Raw genomic sequence first — 17,090 nt, forward strand, 5'->3', positions numbered from 1 at the left:
TTAGGCGGGTAAATCCCCTCCCGCCAATTGCCGCATTCGCGCATGACGAACAGACAAAAAAGAGGCGGTCAGGAAAATTCCTGAACCGCCCTTCATTTGCTGGCTCGCGCCGGATTCATTGAACGCGGTGAACCTTCACGTATTGATCTACGATTCCGCGTACTTCTATTGGAACGACATCTGTTTTCTGGATTCCGTTGCTGTACTGCACCGTAAAGACAAATGCATAGGGGCCGTCGGGAATGTCGGTAAACTTCACGTCGGTGTCCGCTTCGCGCAGCAGCTCCTTCCATAAAATGGAGGATGGTTCCGTCGGCTTCAACATTTTCTTCAATGCCGGAGTCGCCTCGGCGCTTACCGATACCGCCTTGGTCGCTGAGGTCCCCGTATCCGTCACCGTTGCTGACAGCAGGAACGCTTCTCCCGCCCAGAACACATTCTCCGCCCGAAGCTTGCCTGGATATTTGGCATTCCAGGTCAGTCTGTTTTTCTCCCAATCGGGCGTATGGGCGACCTGACCGGCAATCGTCAGCTCCAGTACGGGAATAAGCTTCGTAACCGTATCGCTGGCCCCGTGGGTGTCTGTAACGCGCAAGGTCGCCGTTATCGCTCCCCGGTTGTTCTCTGTCCATGCTCCGGGGATGGCCATTTGTTTGGTCAAGCCGGTAAGACGGTCTCCGTTCGGCCCGACAATCGTCCAGACGTACGCAAGCGGATCTCCGTCCGGATCTCTGGACAAGTCGATCAGTTCGATCCGATCTCCTTCGTAGGCGGGTTTCGGCTCCCAGTCGAAATTCGCGATCGGTTTGCGATTAACGACAGTCACCCGCTGGATCGCTTGAGCGGCTTGCCCCATCGAATCCGTTACCACCTGACGAATTTCAATGACGCCAAGCGAATTAAATGACGTGCTCCAAGTCCCTCGATCGGCAGATCGCAGCGTTTCCGCGCTGTTCTCCGTAATGTTCCGCACATAGTAGGCATGCTTGAGATTGGCGGCCGGCCCGTCCTCTTTGTCCCAGGCCGTCGAAGTGACCGTGAAAGGCTCGTTAGCGTAATTCGTGGACGGGGTCACCGTAAAGCCCGGAATCGGCGGGTCATCAGGCAGAACAGGCGTATCGATGTCAATTGTCTGCTCCGTCCAATAGCTCCAGGCGCTGTATTCGTCCTTTACCTGCATCCCTACGCGATACTTTCCAGCCTCCTGCGGCGTCACAAGCTTCTGATGAACCATCGTTCCGCCGGGGGTGACATAATAATATCGCCATTCCAGAACGCCGCGCGTCGTCCTATAATCGATTCCAGTCTCATCCGTGCTGTAATTGTCAGGACTGAGCCAGCGATCGGGATCGTAGCTTTGATCGTTCCAGACGACCTTGTGATCCGTCGAGCTCACCGATAGCGCAAACTTCGCCACTGGTCGGCGATGAACCGTTATAATCTGCCAGAACGCATTCGACCATTTCCGATACTCGCCAAACTCCAGCGCTGGAAATAGGTATTCCGGATGAGGATCATCCTCCGCCTTCAATGTAACGCGATAATTGCCGACCTTATCAAACTCCAGCGCCGGGCTCGTCAGCGTCTGTCCGTCCAAAGCAGAGAGTCCCTGGTGATTTAAGAACTTCGGCGTATGCGAGATCGTCCATATGTTATTTTGCGCAGCCGGGTCGTTCTCTGGATCGGTGTAGGTAATGTTGCTATAGCGTACATTTGCAGTTGCTTTTCCCTCATCCCATATGGCATAGCTGGCCAGCCATTCCACATCCGGGCTGCCGAGCTCCCTTTGACTGATTTCAGAGAAAGCGACATAAGACTTGTCTGAGAAAGGCCCGAACTTTCCGGATTGATACGTATCATCCGTTACTTCGAAGTACGGCACGCCGTCCATAAATACTTCGATTTTTTTCTTCTGCGTCATGATCTTAAAGCTGTAATCGGTATGCGGCTGGAACGGAACGTCAATGCTGTCGAGCACTGTGCGAGTCCCGTTCACGTATTTGGACAGAAAAAGCTTGGTTCCGTTTGTTTCCACTGCGTAACGGTACTTCGGATTGGTCATGCGGAATGACAGCCCTGCGAGTGAATTATCCTCTCTTGGCACGTCCATCTTTAAGGTGAAAGTGTACTCTGCGTTCTCATACGCCTCCGGCGAGACGAACTGGCCGAGCTTAAAGCCTTTATGCGCCGCCGTCGCACTCGTTGACCCTGTATCCAGAAACATAAAGCCTTGCGTTGTCTCCGAAGCCTGAGAGAATTGTCCAGAGACAAAATCATAATGATGGCCGTCGTAGATAGATAAGTAGATGCCATCGCCCATGTATTCCCCAAAGCGCATCGTCTGAGTCTTGTTGTCGTATCCCCCGCCATAAAAATTGCTCCAGCGGTATTGGCGCATCATTTGATCGGCATGAAGGTTCAGCTTCTCTACGCTGCCGCTCGCCGTATGGGTTCGCCATCCTGTTCCGTAGCTGCCGTCCTGGGCGACGTAGAAGCCCGGATTAAACGTGTCGATCGAAGCCTTCGGGTGCGTCAGGGGCCAAGCTGTAACCTCTCCCGTCGTCAGATCGATCCGATTGGAATAGAACGTGTTCGCAAATAGGCTCAGGGATGAAGCTGTTTTCGTAATCGCGACATTCTGCTCGGAGTTAAGGACCAGTACCGGATATTGCTCGACGTTCGGATCGTACATACCGGCAGCATAAGAGCCGGTCCCCGTTCCGCTAAGCAAATAGGAGCCAGCGAATTGATAATTCGCATCCCATTTCACCAGTCGCAGGCCCGCCGGCGTAAGCGGATTAATGTCTGATATATTGGCATCGATCTTCGCGCCGGATGCCGCGGTACACGTATTCCAGCCGTAGGTGTACAGATTGCCCGAATCATCCTTCCAGTAAGTCGCGCCATAGCTCCAGGTACAGGTGTAAGGGACCGGGGCCTCCGTCACGACCTGACCATAGAAGTTCCGAATGTTCCGAGCAATGATTTCCGTTGTCGCAGGCAGCGCCAATGACTTCTTCGTAACAAGCTTGCCGTTTCGGTCAAATTCATAGGCCTCCGTGCTTCCAGAAGAAGACCCAAAAGGCAGCAGAACCATGTTGTCGCCTTTCGTCATCGTCGTCGCATTTGAAGGAGGCGTAATGCGATCCCCCTTGTCGTAAGAGCTGCCCAAATACTGTCCCGTATAGGCATCGTATACACGAACATCTAGGAACCTATCGTTTATGGCATAGGAATACCTGATTTCGCTCGGAGCGTCATCCGGATTGTAGTAATAGGCAAACGTATTTCTTTGATAGACTAAGTAGATTCGGCTTCCGGTAACTTCGTAGTTAATCAGTTTGTCAACAGCTTCGATTGTTGTGGTCGCGCTTGAATAGTTCCCGTTATGGGCTTTAGATACTGCGTTAGCATCTCGATACACGTCGTCATAGTTGATATACGGAATCATCCGCTTCGGTCCGCCAGGCTTATTAAGATTAATAATGTAGTCGTAGGGATTTCCATCCTGCCAAAAATACCGCTTGTACGTCTCGATTCTCGGATATGATCCGCTGCTGCTATCCACCGTTGTAACATCCTGGGCAGATACCCTTGGAATTTTATTTTTGTTGTAAGCAAATACGTAATCGCCCTGCTTGAATAAAATGTAAGTCTTGTTGGAGCGCACCATAATATTCGAATCGGTGGTCGGCTCCAGATAATCGTAATCATCGCTGTTCGGCGAAGTTTGCACTTTGCCGTTTTTGTAAGGAATCAAAATCGGCTGTGATTTCGCAGCATCCCGGGCAACGATTCCTTTGTAGGCCGTTTTGCCGTTGACCCCGAAGCCGTTGTCCTGAATCGGAGGCATAGCCAGCTGAGCGACGTTCGCTCCCGCTTGGAAAGAGTAGTAGTTCGGATAGGCATACTGCTTTTCCATTCCCTTGCCCAGTCCTGCCAGCAGACTCTTGCCTTCCTTCGACCACATGTAAGGCTTATTATCCAACAGGCTCGTCGTGTTAACCTCATACAGCTTCCAGCTCCGCAAAATATCCGTTACCGGGATGGCATCGTCTGTCGGCGGCTTCGGAATTTCGTTCTCGCCCTCAACCAGAAACGACACGCTGGGCGCAAGGTTAACTACATCAATTATTCGCGAGCTTTCAGGCTGCGTATCGGATGCCCAGGCGCATTTTCCGTAGTCCTCGCATACCCGCGCATCCAAAAGAAATTTCCCGACTTTTTGCGGCCGCAGAACGACCTTCGTTAGATCCCCGCCGAGCATAGTCATCCACGGCTCATCGAATACGCCGTCGTTGTTGGCATCGTATTTGTAACGATATTGGATGCTGACGATCTTATCTCCGTCCGGGCTGTACGATTTGTTATAGATATTGAAGTCGCTGGGACGAATGCCGAGCGGCGGTACCTCCAGTACGCCAATCGGAGGATCGTCCGGAAGGACGATGAGCTGGTGCGAAGCGGAGTATAGCGACTTCATGCCCCCGCTATCTACGACATCAAGCCGAATCGTCTCTGTGCCTGCTTGGGTGTACACGTCCTTCTTGTTTTGCCAAATGTATTCCACGATCTGCCGCCCGATCGGGCTGTAGCTCTTCTCTCCGCTGAACGGTGTCGGCAGCGGACGGTTCTCTTTAACCTTCGTCGGTCCGGTAATGACGGGAATCGGATTCTCCGGAATGACGCTGATTGTTGCCGTCCTCCTCGACTCCGCGCCGAACGAATCCCGAGCAATGACCGTTATGCTATGGGTGCCTAGTTCCGTCGCTTTCAAATTGAAGTGAGATTCGTCATTGTCTCGAACCTGATACGTTCCTGGAAGACCGCGAACCCATGAGCTGGAGCTGCTCCCGAAGAGAAAGGTGTAAGAAATCGAGTCTCCGTCGGGATCATAGGGCTCTGGCGGATTTGTGCTGTTGTCGTTAATAATCCGCAAGTTTACAGGCCGATTCACGACGACCTCATAATCGGGTCGAATGCCATTACGATTCGGTTCTTTAAAAAATCCTACAGAGAAAACGGGCGGCCGATTGCTTTGCGGGCTTTCGATATTCAGAGGCTTCTCGTTTACCCAGCCTGAGCTTCCGCAATCCGCGGTCACTTTAATTGAAATGAATTGAGTGCCCACTCCCACGTTTCCCGGATACGCCGAGTAAGGAAACTCAGATACAATCAACTGTCCCTTAATTCTAGGACTTGTCCAGCTTTGCTCGTCTTTCTCGATTAAGTATTCATGGAATTCGTACTTGCAAGACGAGGGAATGACAAAGTCCTTAGGCCTAAGAGAGAAGCTGTCTCGCCACTTGATTGTCTGTGAAGGAAGGATTTCAAAATCTCCGCTAACCGAATTTTGGTAAAAAAAAGAGACATACGCCGTTTTCCTTTTATCCGTCAAGCTCACAAGCTGCGTCGTTTTGCTATCCGTAATCTCGTTGGAGAAATCCCCTCCATAGCTCACATTGCTGCCAACTATCGTACCGTAGGAGGAAACGGATTTTACGATCTGGGAATCCGGCAGCTGTTTAACATCAACTTGGCTTGAGCCTTTGTTCACGTAACTCCCCGAAGAGCCAGCCTTGACCATATGCCTGACGTTAATAGCCCCGCCATCCAACCGATAATACAAATTCAAATGATAAGTATCGTATGTTCCGTTATATGTAAATCTTTCCGGATGAGCTTCCACGATAGAACCTCCCGAGGGTGTACCGACAGTGCTTTTCTTATATCCTACATAGCTGTAATTCGAATTGGTTGCCGGAACGATCGCATACGATTGCCCCCCCATCATGCTTTGTGATTGATCTGGAAACAACGCATCGATATTCTGTCCGCTTGTCGTGAAATGATGGACTTCGAGCTTCCCTTCTAGTTCGATTTCGAAGACGACTGGTACAAACACCCGAACGACTTTCATGGGAAGCTGTACGTTAGGATAGGGAGAGTCCTCCTGAGTATTTACAATATATTGAAGGTTTGATTCAAGATCAGCCTGTACTTTCACGTGTAAGCTGATTTTGTCTGAGCCTATGCCTGATTCGTTGGACTTTATGGGTTCACTCATTGAATTACTAATAAAGTCCCTATAGCTTCCGATTTGCTCGTTAGTTGGACGAGAATTATTAAAGTACTGCATATCAAGTGAACTATTATTGAATCTTCTAACCTCTACTTTTTTTACTTTTCGACCAGGAAAATTAAAAGTATACGTATGCTCCATGGTCTGATTCTTCTGGCCCCAATAATGAGGATAAACCTTTTGCTCGTAATCCCATGAACCGTCATTCTTACTCCAGATTTCTGTATACATAAATCCGACGGCGTAACGCATTGTATTCTCCGGGTTTGCTTTCGGGTATCCAGAGGGTTGAATCCAGCTATTCCCTCCTAAAATTGCCGCTTTTGCCGATTGAGATGTAACCGGCAAAAGCGTAACAAGAAAGGAGAGCAACAGCAAATACTGAATAAGCCTTTTGCCCATCCTCTCCGCTCCTTAGTTAAATGGATTCTTAATTAAAATGTAACCCGGGTAATCAGCTCTAATCGCAAGATAGTCCGCTTCGTCTATTGTGTAATCCTTTGATTCCACGTCAAGCGGATGAGAAACCAAATAATAGTGAAAACGGAAATCACCATCGTTTTCTTTAGCGATGTTGCTAGCTGGCATATATCTTGCTTTTGACTTTGGGTTAAGTAATGCAAACCCTGTGCCCATTACACCCTTATCCGTAGTGGTTGCTCTAATTAAGACCCTACCTTCCTTATTAGCCATATCCAATCTATAATACGCCTCTCCTCTGACCTTAAAGGGCAAATCATCATAAGAAACCACGTACGCCTTTGTTGCAGGCTTACAGCCCTCATAACAGAGATCCATCAAAAATTCTTGTCCCTTAAAATAATGCTCATAAGGCTTAATATCCTTTAATTCCAAAATATCCATCAACTCTGGAATCTCCTTACTCCCGATCCATACAAACTTCGTAACTTTGTCCCATTCAACTTTCTCCCCAAGAGCCTCCGAGATAAATCGCAACGGCACATACGTCCGTCCGTTGACGGCTTGAGCGGCTGCGCCGAGCGTGATCGTCTTACCGTTCGCCATAGCCGTCTTAGCGCCGATCAGCAGATTAACCGTACGATCGCCCTTGACGATCGTAATTTCTTTTCCTTTCAAATCAAGCTTGCCGCCGAGCTTGTCCGAGACAAAACGCAGAGGAACAAGCACTTGGTTATTCTCCAGCTTGGGCTTCTGGTCGGGAAACTTGACCTTACGGGCATTGACCAATACTTCAATCGGCTGCGATTTCATTTGCGGAATTCGCACGTCAGTATCCGCATTCGCGGAAAAAACGGCAATCGGCATCATCATAATCCCGATTGCCAGCATCATGAACAGGAATAACGGCCGTTTCTTCATTGCGCATCATCTCCTTGGGGTTCCTCCGGAATTTCGTTAGAAGACAGGCTATCGTTAGGGCGAGACTTTAAGATATTCTGCATGAGCATGGACAGCTTTTCCTTAATAAGCGGATCGGCGTTTCTGACCTCAAGCCATCTCTCAAGCATGACGACCGTTTCCGCGCGCGAAGCGGTTCGATTGACGCCCATCGTGCCATCCGGGAAACCGCTTACGATCTCGGCACCGTAAGCCAGCGCAATGGTTGGCAAATCCCGTCTTTGGAACGTCTCGCGGTCCTCGAAAGGAAAATCCGATTTCTGAAGCGCTCGGAATGCGACGAAATAGTCTTCGTACTGCTCCTCGAAAGCTAATGCCCGAGCCAGGATTCGCATCATTTCGATACGCTTGATCGGTTTCTCGAAGGCTTTGGAATCCCGCTCGTTCAGCAGTCCGAACTCATAAGCGGCGGCGACGTATTCCTGGTACCAGGGCGAACCGCCCTTGGAATGCGGCAATCTTAAAGCATCGACGACCATCTTCACGAACTCTGCACGAGTTACGGCTTTTTTGGTATCGAAGCTCCCGTCCGGGAATCCGCTGACATAACCTTTCATCACGGCTTGTCCGATCTGCACCCTTGCCCAATGACGATGGGAGACGTCCTTAAATTTCGGCGCAGCGGCAGCCGCCCCCGTTGTTCCGTTATCCCACACGACACATGCCAGCCCAACGAACAGGGCCCCCATTTTTTTCATCTTACAATCCCCTTCCCCAGATTCCATTCAAATAAGGATAAAAAAGCACCAGCAAACAGAGGGATCTCTCCCCAGTCGGCGTGGTGCTTCCTCGCGCAATGAGCTTTTATTATCCTGTTTTTGGTTATTTTATTATATAAAAAACAATTCTGTTAAGTCAACAGGATATTTGTCGTTTTTTCGTATATTTTGGATATTCGGCGCAGGACTAAGCTTAAACCGGCTGCTCGTACGCCAGTTGATGTCCGTCTTCGAAGCCCTTGGCAAAGCCGGAATTATAGCCTTCATTGTATGCTTGATTAAACCCGGCATTATATGAAGCTCCCTCTCCAGACACACGCTTTCTGCTGACGCTCCTGCGAGTCTGGGATTTCCGGGTGCGAAGCTTTCCCTTGCCGCTGCGAGTCTTGCCCCTTTGAATCTTTCTCGGCGATTTGCGGCCGCGGCGTCCATGGACGCGCCGTCTCTTTCCGCCCTTGCCGACGCTTGCGGAACGCTTCTTGCGCTTCAATCCGAGCACCTCCGGTCAGTCGGTTCCTTTATGCCTGACGGCTGCGGATAACCATGGCGCGGCCGGTTTGCCTATCATGGGAGGCCGCCAGCTCTTTCCCGTAACCAGCTTCAATATCGCCCCCTGCATCCCGGTAAGCACACGTACATGCTCATGCAGAGTCGCCGGAGACACGCCCACGTTATCCGTCACATTCGCCACGTTTTCCAATATTTTCGCTAACGCTTCCTGGCTTCTGGAGATGGCGCTCATCATCTGGAGCTTGATCTCCCATTCCCGGTCCGCGCGGTTCATCTCTCCCGATCTCCCGTATCCATTCCCCCGAACATCGAGGATATGCCTTCATCGTCTGTGTCCGGGTTAATTATGATTTTCATGTTGCGGCTTAATCCGTTGCACAGCTTCGTCAATCCATCGATGATCTCTATGTTCTGTTCGTTTATTTGCAGACAGGTGGACAGCTGATCATTATGGGCCTCGTACGTATCGTGGGTAACATGGGTCACGAGCCAATTACGTACCTTCTCGGCTTCCGTCGCTTTCGCTTCAAGGATCATGGCAACGTTCCATTGCATTTTCGCAATGGCATCGAGAGTGAGATGATACGCTTCCTCCCGGTTCATCCTTCTTTCCCCCCTTTCGCGACACGGCGATTATTCTTCGTCGGCTGAATCCCCCATCGCTTTCACGATGTGCGTCATGCTGTCGGCCACGGCTTCCTGCAGATCCGCCAAGCTGTTCAAATAAGAAATCACATTCTTGGTGACATTGGACGAACTGTCCAGCAGCCCGTTTAATCCGTTTAACTGAGGATGCTCATCCGGCAAAGCTTGAACAAGCTGGGCGGATCGTACGGCCACATGTCTTTTGGCGTCCAAGATTCTGGCCATCTGCTGATGGGATTTGGACAGATGGACGACGATTTCGGTCAACAATTCCTGCATGCCCGCCATATCCTCCCTTGATCCAAATGCTATGCCTCTCCGGCACGATTCGTTTCGTCGTTCATTCCTGCTCTCTACAGCATATGCCGCCTTTCAGCGCTTGCCACAGGAGCAAATGCCTACATTGTCGAAGCTTTGAACAGAAGACATTACGTCAAAAAGCCTATCGCCGTCCTTCACAGGAGACAGGCAATAAGCTCTGAATCTTCCGCATGTCCATAGCGTCAACCAGCCAATATCAGGCACCTGGAAAACCGTCAAAGCGCTTGCCGGAGCAGCGGAGGAGAAATAATCGGTAGCCCAGGCTCCATAGCTTCGAATTGATTGATCGTAAGAGCCCTGCTCGGCTTCAGATGCAGCTGCCATGACCGAAGAACCGCCGCGCTAACAATTCGTCTCGCCTTGCCGTCCTCCATGTGCAAATACGAGCCATCCGGCAAGATGCCAACGCCGTACTGCCTATCCTGCTCCGCCTCTTCCCCCCGCCATTTTCTCTCCGCCTCATCCGAAGAGATTGGCTCGCCAAGCTCCCATCTTCGCAGATCGATCTGTGAAAGCCTTACGGATTGAAAAGACAGCTGCCCCTCCACCAGCCTGCGCCGTCCATGCTCGATCCAATAGCATTGGGCCCCGATTGCCTGAACGGCTATTCTGTCGGGGAAGAACAGAGCCGAATGCGACAGCTCCGGTACGGAGCCCGGGCACTCGCGGGCCTGTTGAATCCACTCGTAAGGATTCCGCCACTTCTCCATAAAATATTGCTGATTGCGATCGTTCACTTCCTGGAAGCGATCGCCAAGCGCCTTCATGCTTACGCTCCCGAAATGGTGGATAAATGTATCCTGCGCCATGACCAGACTTTTGCCCAACAGACGCACCCGTATATTGTAATCGTCATCCTCGAAGTTGCCGATTTCAAAGCCTTCGTCGAAGTAGCCGATTCCCTCGAACAATTCCCTTCTGAACAGCAGGCAAAATCCGGTCAGGCGATCCGTTCTGCGCCAGCGGGATGGATCGGATCGGTTGAATTGTCGCGCGAATTGCGGCATATCGACGATATTGGAGTACGGCACATCGATTTTCTGTTCTCCGCTAATGTAGTTGGTCATCGGGCCGACCATGCCGATCCCGTCGTCGCTGTTCAGGCAAGCCAGCATATTATCCAGCCATTTCTCCGTCACTAACGTGTCATTGTTCAGAAGTACAATCGTTTTTCCTTTGGACATCATCATTCCCACGTTAATCGCTCCGGCAAACCCCCGATTGTTCGGCAGCACCCGAAAGCGAACCTGGCCGCCCAGCTCTTGCAAGTAAGCTGCGGTTCCGTCAGTCGATGCATTGTCTACGACAATAATCTCGTAGGATAAATCCGTATTCTCCATAATGCTGTTGATGCATTGCTTCACCAGACTCAATTGATTGTAGGTCGGGATTACAATGCTCGTGCCCTCGAACAACGTCGGAAAGCTCTGGGCTCCGGCTTGGACGCCTTCGCGATAGCCTTCATCGAACCCCTCCTGAAACCGCATCTGAATGTGTTGGTTTTTCCAGGTAGCTTGTTGATGTCCGCGAGTCTTTCGTCTGGCCCGCGCAACGCCGCGAATCCGGCTGTTGCGGCCCGGAGGCTTCGATTTCGCCCTCATCCCTGCCATTCCGTTCACCTCCTTCTACTCGTTCCGCTCAGGCCGCGCCAATCCGGCCATCCGATCGGCCAGATGTCCGAAATCGAAGGTTACTTTGCCGCTCATTCCCGCAAGATGAACCGCAATCGGAATAGCCGCAATACCCGCCGCTACAAGTGCGATATCAAAGTCGTGCTGCATGGCTTCCGACAAAACCCTCGTCACGTCGTCATACCCGTTAACCGGCGTGACGATTCCCGTAATCGTCAGCCCCTTAGCTTCAAGCGTCTGCTTGAGCTGAGCGGCTACGTCGCCAATGATGACGATATTGCGCCCGCTAAGCAGCCTTAACAGCAAGCCCTGCTCTTCCAGTAAATAATTCATCGTCGAAGTCGTGTACCGCAGCGTTCGATAATCGATTCCGTGGGCGCGCAGGACGGCAAACAGCAGCGGCTGAAAATGGGGATGGCGCGACATCGGAACACCGACCAGCGTGGCTACCTTCAGACAAGAAGCCAGCTCGTCGCGCGCCTCCAGGTTCGGCACTGTGATCCCCGCATAGGGTAAAAACGGGCCCGCCCGCTTGATTTCGGGAATGGTCAGCACGTTGTCCTGAGCCAAGGTGAGCAGCTCGCCGTCTCCTAAACGGACAAAGGCATACGGCCGCTTCTCTCTCAGCGCCGTTTCCAGCTCCTCATACACCGAATTGCTGTCCAGCAAAGGAACGCCCCGTTTTCTCAATAGCTCGACCCCTGCGGCAACCGCTTCGTGCAAGCTGATATCCGGGATAATCATGTCCGCGGGAAGCTGATCGGCCAATATTCGTTCCCCGGAGTCATTCAGGCCGTCCTGGTACCCCTGTTCGTAGCTCCTCTTCTCCTCCACAGCTTCTTCTCCGACTCTTTCAATCGCCGGTTGAACGGCAGGCACTTCCCGACGCTTCTTATAGACGCGCCGTTTGCGCGCGAACGTCTTTCTCTTGGCGACAGAATTCTTTTTCCCGCCCCTCTTGATCGTCGTTCTGCCCGAATGCGACTTGGCAGCTAGAGGTTTAGCCTCCGTACGAGCAGGCGGGTGAACCTTGACCCCTTTGGAGGCGGCGGAAACGTTCGCTTCCTTCGCGACTTTACCCGGGCTTGGCGCAATCATGTGATGGCCCCCTTTAATCTCCTCCCGGCTTCCTCCAACGACTCGAAGGTGCCTGCGTCGGTCCACCAGCCCTTCAGCTCCCGGTAAGTTAGCAGGCCGGATTGGGCATAGGCGTTGTTTACGTCCGTAATTTCAAGCTCCCCTCTGCGGGACGGCTTCACGCCGTTGATTCGATCGAACACGTCCGTATCGTAAAAGTAAAGGCCGGTCACGCAATAATCGGACTTCGGCTGCTCGGGCTTTTCCTCGATAAGAACAATCCGGCCGCTCTTTTCCTCAAGCTGCGGAACCCCGTAGCGACGCGGATCATCCACCTTCTTCAGCAGAACCATCGCGCCTTCCGTTTGTTTGGCGTACTGCTCGAAATAGGGCCGCAAGCTTTCCTCAAACAAATTATCTCCCAGCAGCAAAGCGAATTTGTCCTTCCCCGACAGAACCGGATGCGCCAGCTCCAGCGCTTGCGCAATTCCCCCGGCTTCCTCCTGCACGCGGTACACAAGCGAGACTCCCCAATCCCGGCCGCTGCCGAGTACGTCCACGAAGCCTCCCATAGCCGAACGGCTCGTAACAAGCACGATATCGCGTATGCCAGCCTCTCTCAGCTTGGCGATCCCGTAGCAGATCATGGGATAGGTTCCTACGGGCAACAGATGTTTGTTCGTCCAATAGGTGAGCGGCTTAAGACGCGTCCCCGTCCCTCCCGCCAATATGACAGCTTTCAAAGCGATTCCTCCTCAGGATGGGAAGCGTAGACAGCCCGATTAGACGAATGATCGCGGGTCCAGCTGCCATTTATCCACGAACAAGCGATAATTTCGCTCAACGAGCAGCGACTGCTGCTGGGAGCCCTCCCTCTTGAAGCTGGCGCTTCCCTCGTGATAGATCAGTGCATCGTGGCAGACAAGCAAGCTATAGCCGTGCATTCTTGTTCGCAAGCAGTAATCGTCGTCCTCGTAATGGCCGGGTGAAAACCGTTCATCCAGCAAGCCGATCTTCTCCATCAGATCTCTTCGAAAAACGAAACAGAAGCCTACTATTCTTTCGACCCTTTTCCACTTTGCCCGATCCGGAAGGTTGACGGTTGCCGCGATCCTCTCGAATTCTGCTAAATCCTCGAACGGATAATTCACTTGCTGCGAGCCGCTGGCGTAATTCGTTACAGGTCCGACAATGCCGACATCCGTCCCGCTGTGAAGCGCCGCCGACAGGCTCCTCAACCAGTTCGGGGTAACCACCGTATCATTGTTGAGCAGCACGAGCGTATCCCCCGTAGACAAGCGCAAGCCCTTGTTGCAGGCGGCTGGAAAGCCCTCGTTGCGAGGGAGCGAGATCAGCATCAGCTTTTCCTTCAAGCACCATGACGCAGTCCCGTCCGTCGATCCGTTGTCCGCCACGATAATCTCGTAGGGGGGCTCGGTATGGCGGCGAATGGAGGAAACGCATCTTTGCAGCAGATCCAGCGCATTATATGTCGGAATAATGATTGACGCCCTGCTCATGGCTCCCAATCCCCCAGTAGACTTCGATTGCGCGTCCAGTCCGCAAAGTCCAGCCGATTGCCCCGGACATCGAACGCTTCTCGCCAAGCCTCCGCATGATCGCCTGCCGCCCTTCTCCAATCCGAGCGGGTGCCTCTGCGTTGCCTGTGTCCGCCTACCGCCCCCCCGATTCCGATTCGAAGGCCGTTAAGAATCGCTTGCGCATGGGCCTTGATCGGAACGGCCAATGCGCCGATCCCCAGAGACTCAATGGCGCGACGCGAAACTGCGTACGGCAGTGCTGATAACGTATTGATTTTCAAATCTCCGCGCTGCAGGCTGACGTTCAGAAACTCGAACAGCCTCTCGTTCCCCCCTCTCTTGCGGAACAAGCCCATTTGCGCGGAGATATCATTAAGCGCAATATCCATTTCCCACTGGCATGCCCATATAAAGCCCGCCAATTGATCCGCTGAGACTGCCTGCTCCCCGTCCAGGAACAGGATTGTATCGGCTCCGGTTAGTTTCGCGCCCAGAGCCCGTCCGACATCGGCATCCAACGGCTCAGGCACGCTGACGAGAGTTACGTTGCCGAAGCCTCTCGCCAGCGCGAATAATCGTTCCGCGGGGTTGCTTGCCACGATAACCACATCATCCAGGGGCAAGGCTTGCAATTGATCCAGCACCTGACGCAACGGCTCCTCCTTCATTCCCGCGAATACGATGGCTGCCGCCTTACCGTTTAGCGGAACCGGGGTAACCGCTGCCCTCGCTCCCGAGCCTTGCATAAAACCGGCTGCGTAATTTAGACCTCGGCGGCGGACAAGCGCCCAATTCGTTTCGTTGTTCCTTTTTGTCTCGCGAAATCTCAGGCTCCATCGCTCTCGAATCGCTATCCTGACCGCTTCCGGGCCGGGCTGGAAGGCGGGATCGCTTCGCCAAGCTTTCCCGTCCGCCGCGCCGGCCAAGTAATCGGGACCCTGCGCAATAGTGGAAACCATTCTCTTCTTCCCGACGGCAGCAGCTCTGACTCTGGGCCGATTAAGCCTGGTCGAGGCGGAACGAGTGGAGCTGCCTGAAGAACGGACCGCCCGTTTCGTCGATAGATGCTTCCGTTTCATTGTCTTCATCTCACCATCCATCTCTGGCGGTCTCCATCGACATAACCGCCTCGACTGTCGGTATTTCTTAACCACCACTGAATCGCTTCCAGATGATCCCCTACAATCAGCGGCTCCAACGAGTGGGTACGCTCCCGCTTCAGACGCATCGGATTAAGCTTTCCAACGTTAACTGCAGTTGTACGTTCGACGTTAAATCCCTTGTGGACAGCCATCGCATGAGCAAGCGGAGGAACGGACAGGGCCGAGCTGCCGATAGCGGTCAGCGCTTTTCGGCTAATCGCGTGGGGAACGGCCGTCATCGATGCGCCCGCAAGATCAGGGCGGCCCATAAGCGTGTTTAACGCATGCTTGGCTAACACCACCCCATGGACGATCGGCTTGTCGACTGGACCGGAATAATCGTTAAGCGCCACATCGGTGCCTTTGGCTACTGCATTTACGAATGGCTTAAGGCGTCCCGCTGGAATAACCATATCCGCATCGATAAAAAGGAGAATGTCGCCCATCGCTTCCCTGGCCCCGATCGACCTTCCCACGTCATGACCCAGCGGACGATCGTAGACCAGCAGCTTCGCCCCGCTTCTTCTTGCGATCTCAAGGGAGCCGTCGGTCGAGCCGTTCAAGACGACGATGACTTCGGTATGCGGATGCACGCGAAACGCTTCGTGGATCACTTTCCTTAACGTCCGACGTTCGTTCATGACGGGCACGATGACGGAAACCCGAGGTGCGCGCCAAGGTTCCGATAAGGATTCGGAGGGCTGCATTCTCTCTACGACGGAAAGGCGGTTTCTGGCAGACGCCCTTCGTCCTTTGATCGACGGCTTCGGCTTTGGGACGCGAGAACGGCGCCTTCGCGTGTTAGTCGCTATTCCATTCACCCCCCCAGACTCGGGCAACGGTATACCACATATTGTATGTGTGACGTGTCCCTGCGTAACGGCATATGTACTGTCAATCTGTCGACAGAGCCGACTTAACGCCTGCAAGCCCCGGGCAGTCAACCCGGAGCTTACGTTAAGCAATCTATTCCGTTAACCTTCGACTGCCGCCGGGCGGCCCAGCGCAATCCATTGAATGGAGCCTTTCGGTTCGGGACCCAGCCGGGTGCGGAAAACGATAAGCTCGGCTTCGTTCGGACGTTTGGCGCTCAGAATGCAACTGCAGGACGGGTGATCCGACATGGCGACCAGCGTGTAGGAAGCGTCCGCAAACGAGGAAGCGAAGGCGATGGTAAGCCGCATAGACTCCATCCCTCCCTGGAACGCGTAAGACTGGCTGCCGAATAGCAAGCCCACTCCCGAAATTTGGGCCGTAACGGGGTGAAAAGATAGCTTAGCCTCGCACACGCTGCCGTCTCGGAGATGCTCATTCGTTACGCTGTCCAATTCCAGCTTCGCTCCGCTAATACTGTCGTCCGCCAGATGCTCGCTCGTCACACTACTGGCTTCCAGCTTCGCTCCACTTACGCTGCCGTTCGCCAGATGCGCGCCTACTACGCTCCCTGCTTCCAGCTTCGCTCCGCTTACGCTACCGTCCGCCAGATGCTGGCCTACTACGCTCCCTGCTTCCAGCTTCGCTCCGCTCACGCTGCCGTCCGCCAGATGCTCGCTCGTCACGCTCCCTGCTTCCAGCTTCGCTCCGCTCACGCTGCTATTTGCCAGATGCTCGCTCGTCACGCTCCCTGCTTCCAGCTTCGCTCCGCTCACGCTGCTATCTGCCAGATGCGCGCTCGTTACGCTCCCCGCCTCCAGCTTCGCTCCACTTACGCTGCCGTCCGCCAGATGCGCGCTCGTCACGCTTCCCGTTTCCAGCTTCGCTCCGCTTACGCTGCCGTCCGCCAGATGCTCGCTCGTCACACTACTGGCTTCCAGCTTCGCTCCACTTACGCTGCCGTCCGCCAGATGCGCGCTCGTCACGCTTCCCGCTTCCAGCTTCGCTCCGCTTACGCTACCGTCCGCCAGATGCGCGCTCGTTACGCTCCCTGCTTCCAGCTTCGCTCCGCTCACGCTGCTATCTGCCAGATGCTCGCTCGTCACGCTCCCTGCTTCCAGCTTCGCTCCGCTCACGCTGCTATCTGCCAGATGCTCGCTCGTTACGCT

General features: G+C 53.2%; 14 protein-coding genes. All 14 read right to left on the bottom strand.

The annotated features are described in order from the left end of the window. Positions 1-115: 115 nt before the first annotated feature. Positions 116-5,689, bottom strand: a complete 5,574-nt coding sequence (locus tag ACFO1S_RS14185) for a hypothetical protein (RefSeq protein ID WP_378126996.1) — start codon at positions 5,687-5,689, stop codon at positions 116-118. An 807-nt stretch (positions 5,690-6,496) separates the two neighbouring features. Further along, on the bottom strand, positions 6,497-7,423 hold the full coding sequence (locus ACFO1S_RS14190) for a copper amine oxidase N-terminal domain-containing protein (RefSeq protein ID WP_204604780.1): 927 nt from the start codon (positions 7,421-7,423) through the stop codon (positions 6,497-6,499). Continuing rightward, positions 7,420-8,160 carry an S-layer homology domain-containing protein gene (locus ACFO1S_RS14195; RefSeq protein WP_204604781.1) on the bottom strand — a complete coding sequence of 247 codons (741 nt, stop codon included), beginning with the start codon at positions 8,158-8,160 and terminating at the stop codon, positions 7,420-7,422. The genes ACFO1S_RS14190 and ACFO1S_RS14195 overlap by 4 nt, the downstream gene beginning before the upstream one ends. 214 nt (positions 8,161-8,374) lie before the next feature. Beyond that, positions 8,375-8,671 (bottom strand): hypothetical protein, encoded by a 297-nt coding sequence (locus tag ACFO1S_RS14200; RefSeq protein ID WP_204604782.1) that lies wholly within the window; start codon positions 8,669-8,671, stop codon positions 8,375-8,377. 15 nt (positions 8,672-8,686) lie between these two features. Next, positions 8,687-8,965 carry a hypothetical protein gene (locus tag ACFO1S_RS14205; RefSeq protein ID WP_204604783.1) on the bottom strand — a complete coding sequence of 93 codons (279 nt, stop codon included), beginning with the start codon at positions 8,963-8,965 and terminating at the stop codon, positions 8,687-8,689. Then, complete coding sequence (locus ACFO1S_RS14210; protein WP_204604784.1) at positions 8,962-9,294, bottom strand: alpha-helical endospore appendage domain-containing protein; 333 nt, start codon at positions 9,292-9,294, stop codon at positions 8,962-8,964. The genes ACFO1S_RS14205 and ACFO1S_RS14210 overlap by 4 nt, the downstream gene beginning before the upstream one ends. A gap of 30 nt (positions 9,295-9,324) precedes the next feature. Next, positions 9,325-9,615 (bottom strand): nucleoside-diphosphate sugar epimerase, encoded by a 291-nt coding sequence (locus tag ACFO1S_RS14215; RefSeq protein ID WP_204604785.1) that lies wholly within the window; start codon positions 9,613-9,615, stop codon positions 9,325-9,327. Positions 9,616-9,872: 257 nt separating this feature from the next. Then, positions 9,873-11,267, bottom strand: coding sequence for a glycosyltransferase family 2 protein (locus tag ACFO1S_RS14220; RefSeq protein WP_204604786.1), 1,395 nt, complete (start codon positions 11,265-11,267; stop codon positions 9,873-9,875). A gap of 15 nt (positions 11,268-11,282) precedes the next feature. Further along, positions 11,283-12,386, bottom strand: coding sequence for a GT-D fold domain-containing protein (locus tag ACFO1S_RS14225; protein ID WP_204604787.1), 1,104 nt, complete (start codon positions 12,384-12,386; stop codon positions 11,283-11,285). Then, positions 12,383-13,108 (bottom strand): sugar phosphate nucleotidyltransferase, encoded by a 726-nt coding sequence (locus ACFO1S_RS14230; protein ID WP_204604788.1) that lies wholly within the window; start codon positions 13,106-13,108, stop codon positions 12,383-12,385. Before ACFO1S_RS14230 ends, ACFO1S_RS14225 begins: the two co-directional genes overlap by 4 nt. Positions 13,109-13,147: 39 nt before the next feature. Beyond that, positions 13,148-13,885 carry a glycosyltransferase family 2 protein gene (locus ACFO1S_RS14235; protein ID WP_204604789.1) on the bottom strand — a complete coding sequence of 246 codons (738 nt, stop codon included), beginning with the start codon at positions 13,883-13,885 and terminating at the stop codon, positions 13,148-13,150. Beyond that, entirely contained in the window at positions 13,882-14,994 is a 1,113-nt protein-coding gene (locus ACFO1S_RS14240; protein ID WP_204604790.1) for a hypothetical protein, read from the bottom strand. The genes ACFO1S_RS14235 and ACFO1S_RS14240 overlap by 4 nt, the downstream gene beginning before the upstream one ends. After that, on the bottom strand, positions 14,991-15,755 hold the full coding sequence (locus tag ACFO1S_RS14245) for a glycosyltransferase family 2 protein (protein WP_204604791.1): 765 nt from the start codon (positions 15,753-15,755) through the stop codon (positions 14,991-14,993). The genes ACFO1S_RS14240 and ACFO1S_RS14245 overlap by 4 nt, the downstream gene beginning before the upstream one ends. A gap of 267 nt (positions 15,756-16,022) precedes the next feature. Next, positions 16,023-17,090, bottom strand: a 1,068-nt coding sequence (locus ACFO1S_RS14250) for a WIAG-tail domain (RefSeq protein ID WP_378126998.1), incomplete at its 5' end; no start/stop codon positions are given.

It is taken from the genome of Cohnella boryungensis, assembly GCF_042651945.1.
In the GTDB taxonomy this organism is placed as follows: domain Bacteria; phylum Bacillota; class Bacilli; order Paenibacillales; family Paenibacillaceae; genus Cohnella; species Cohnella boryungensis.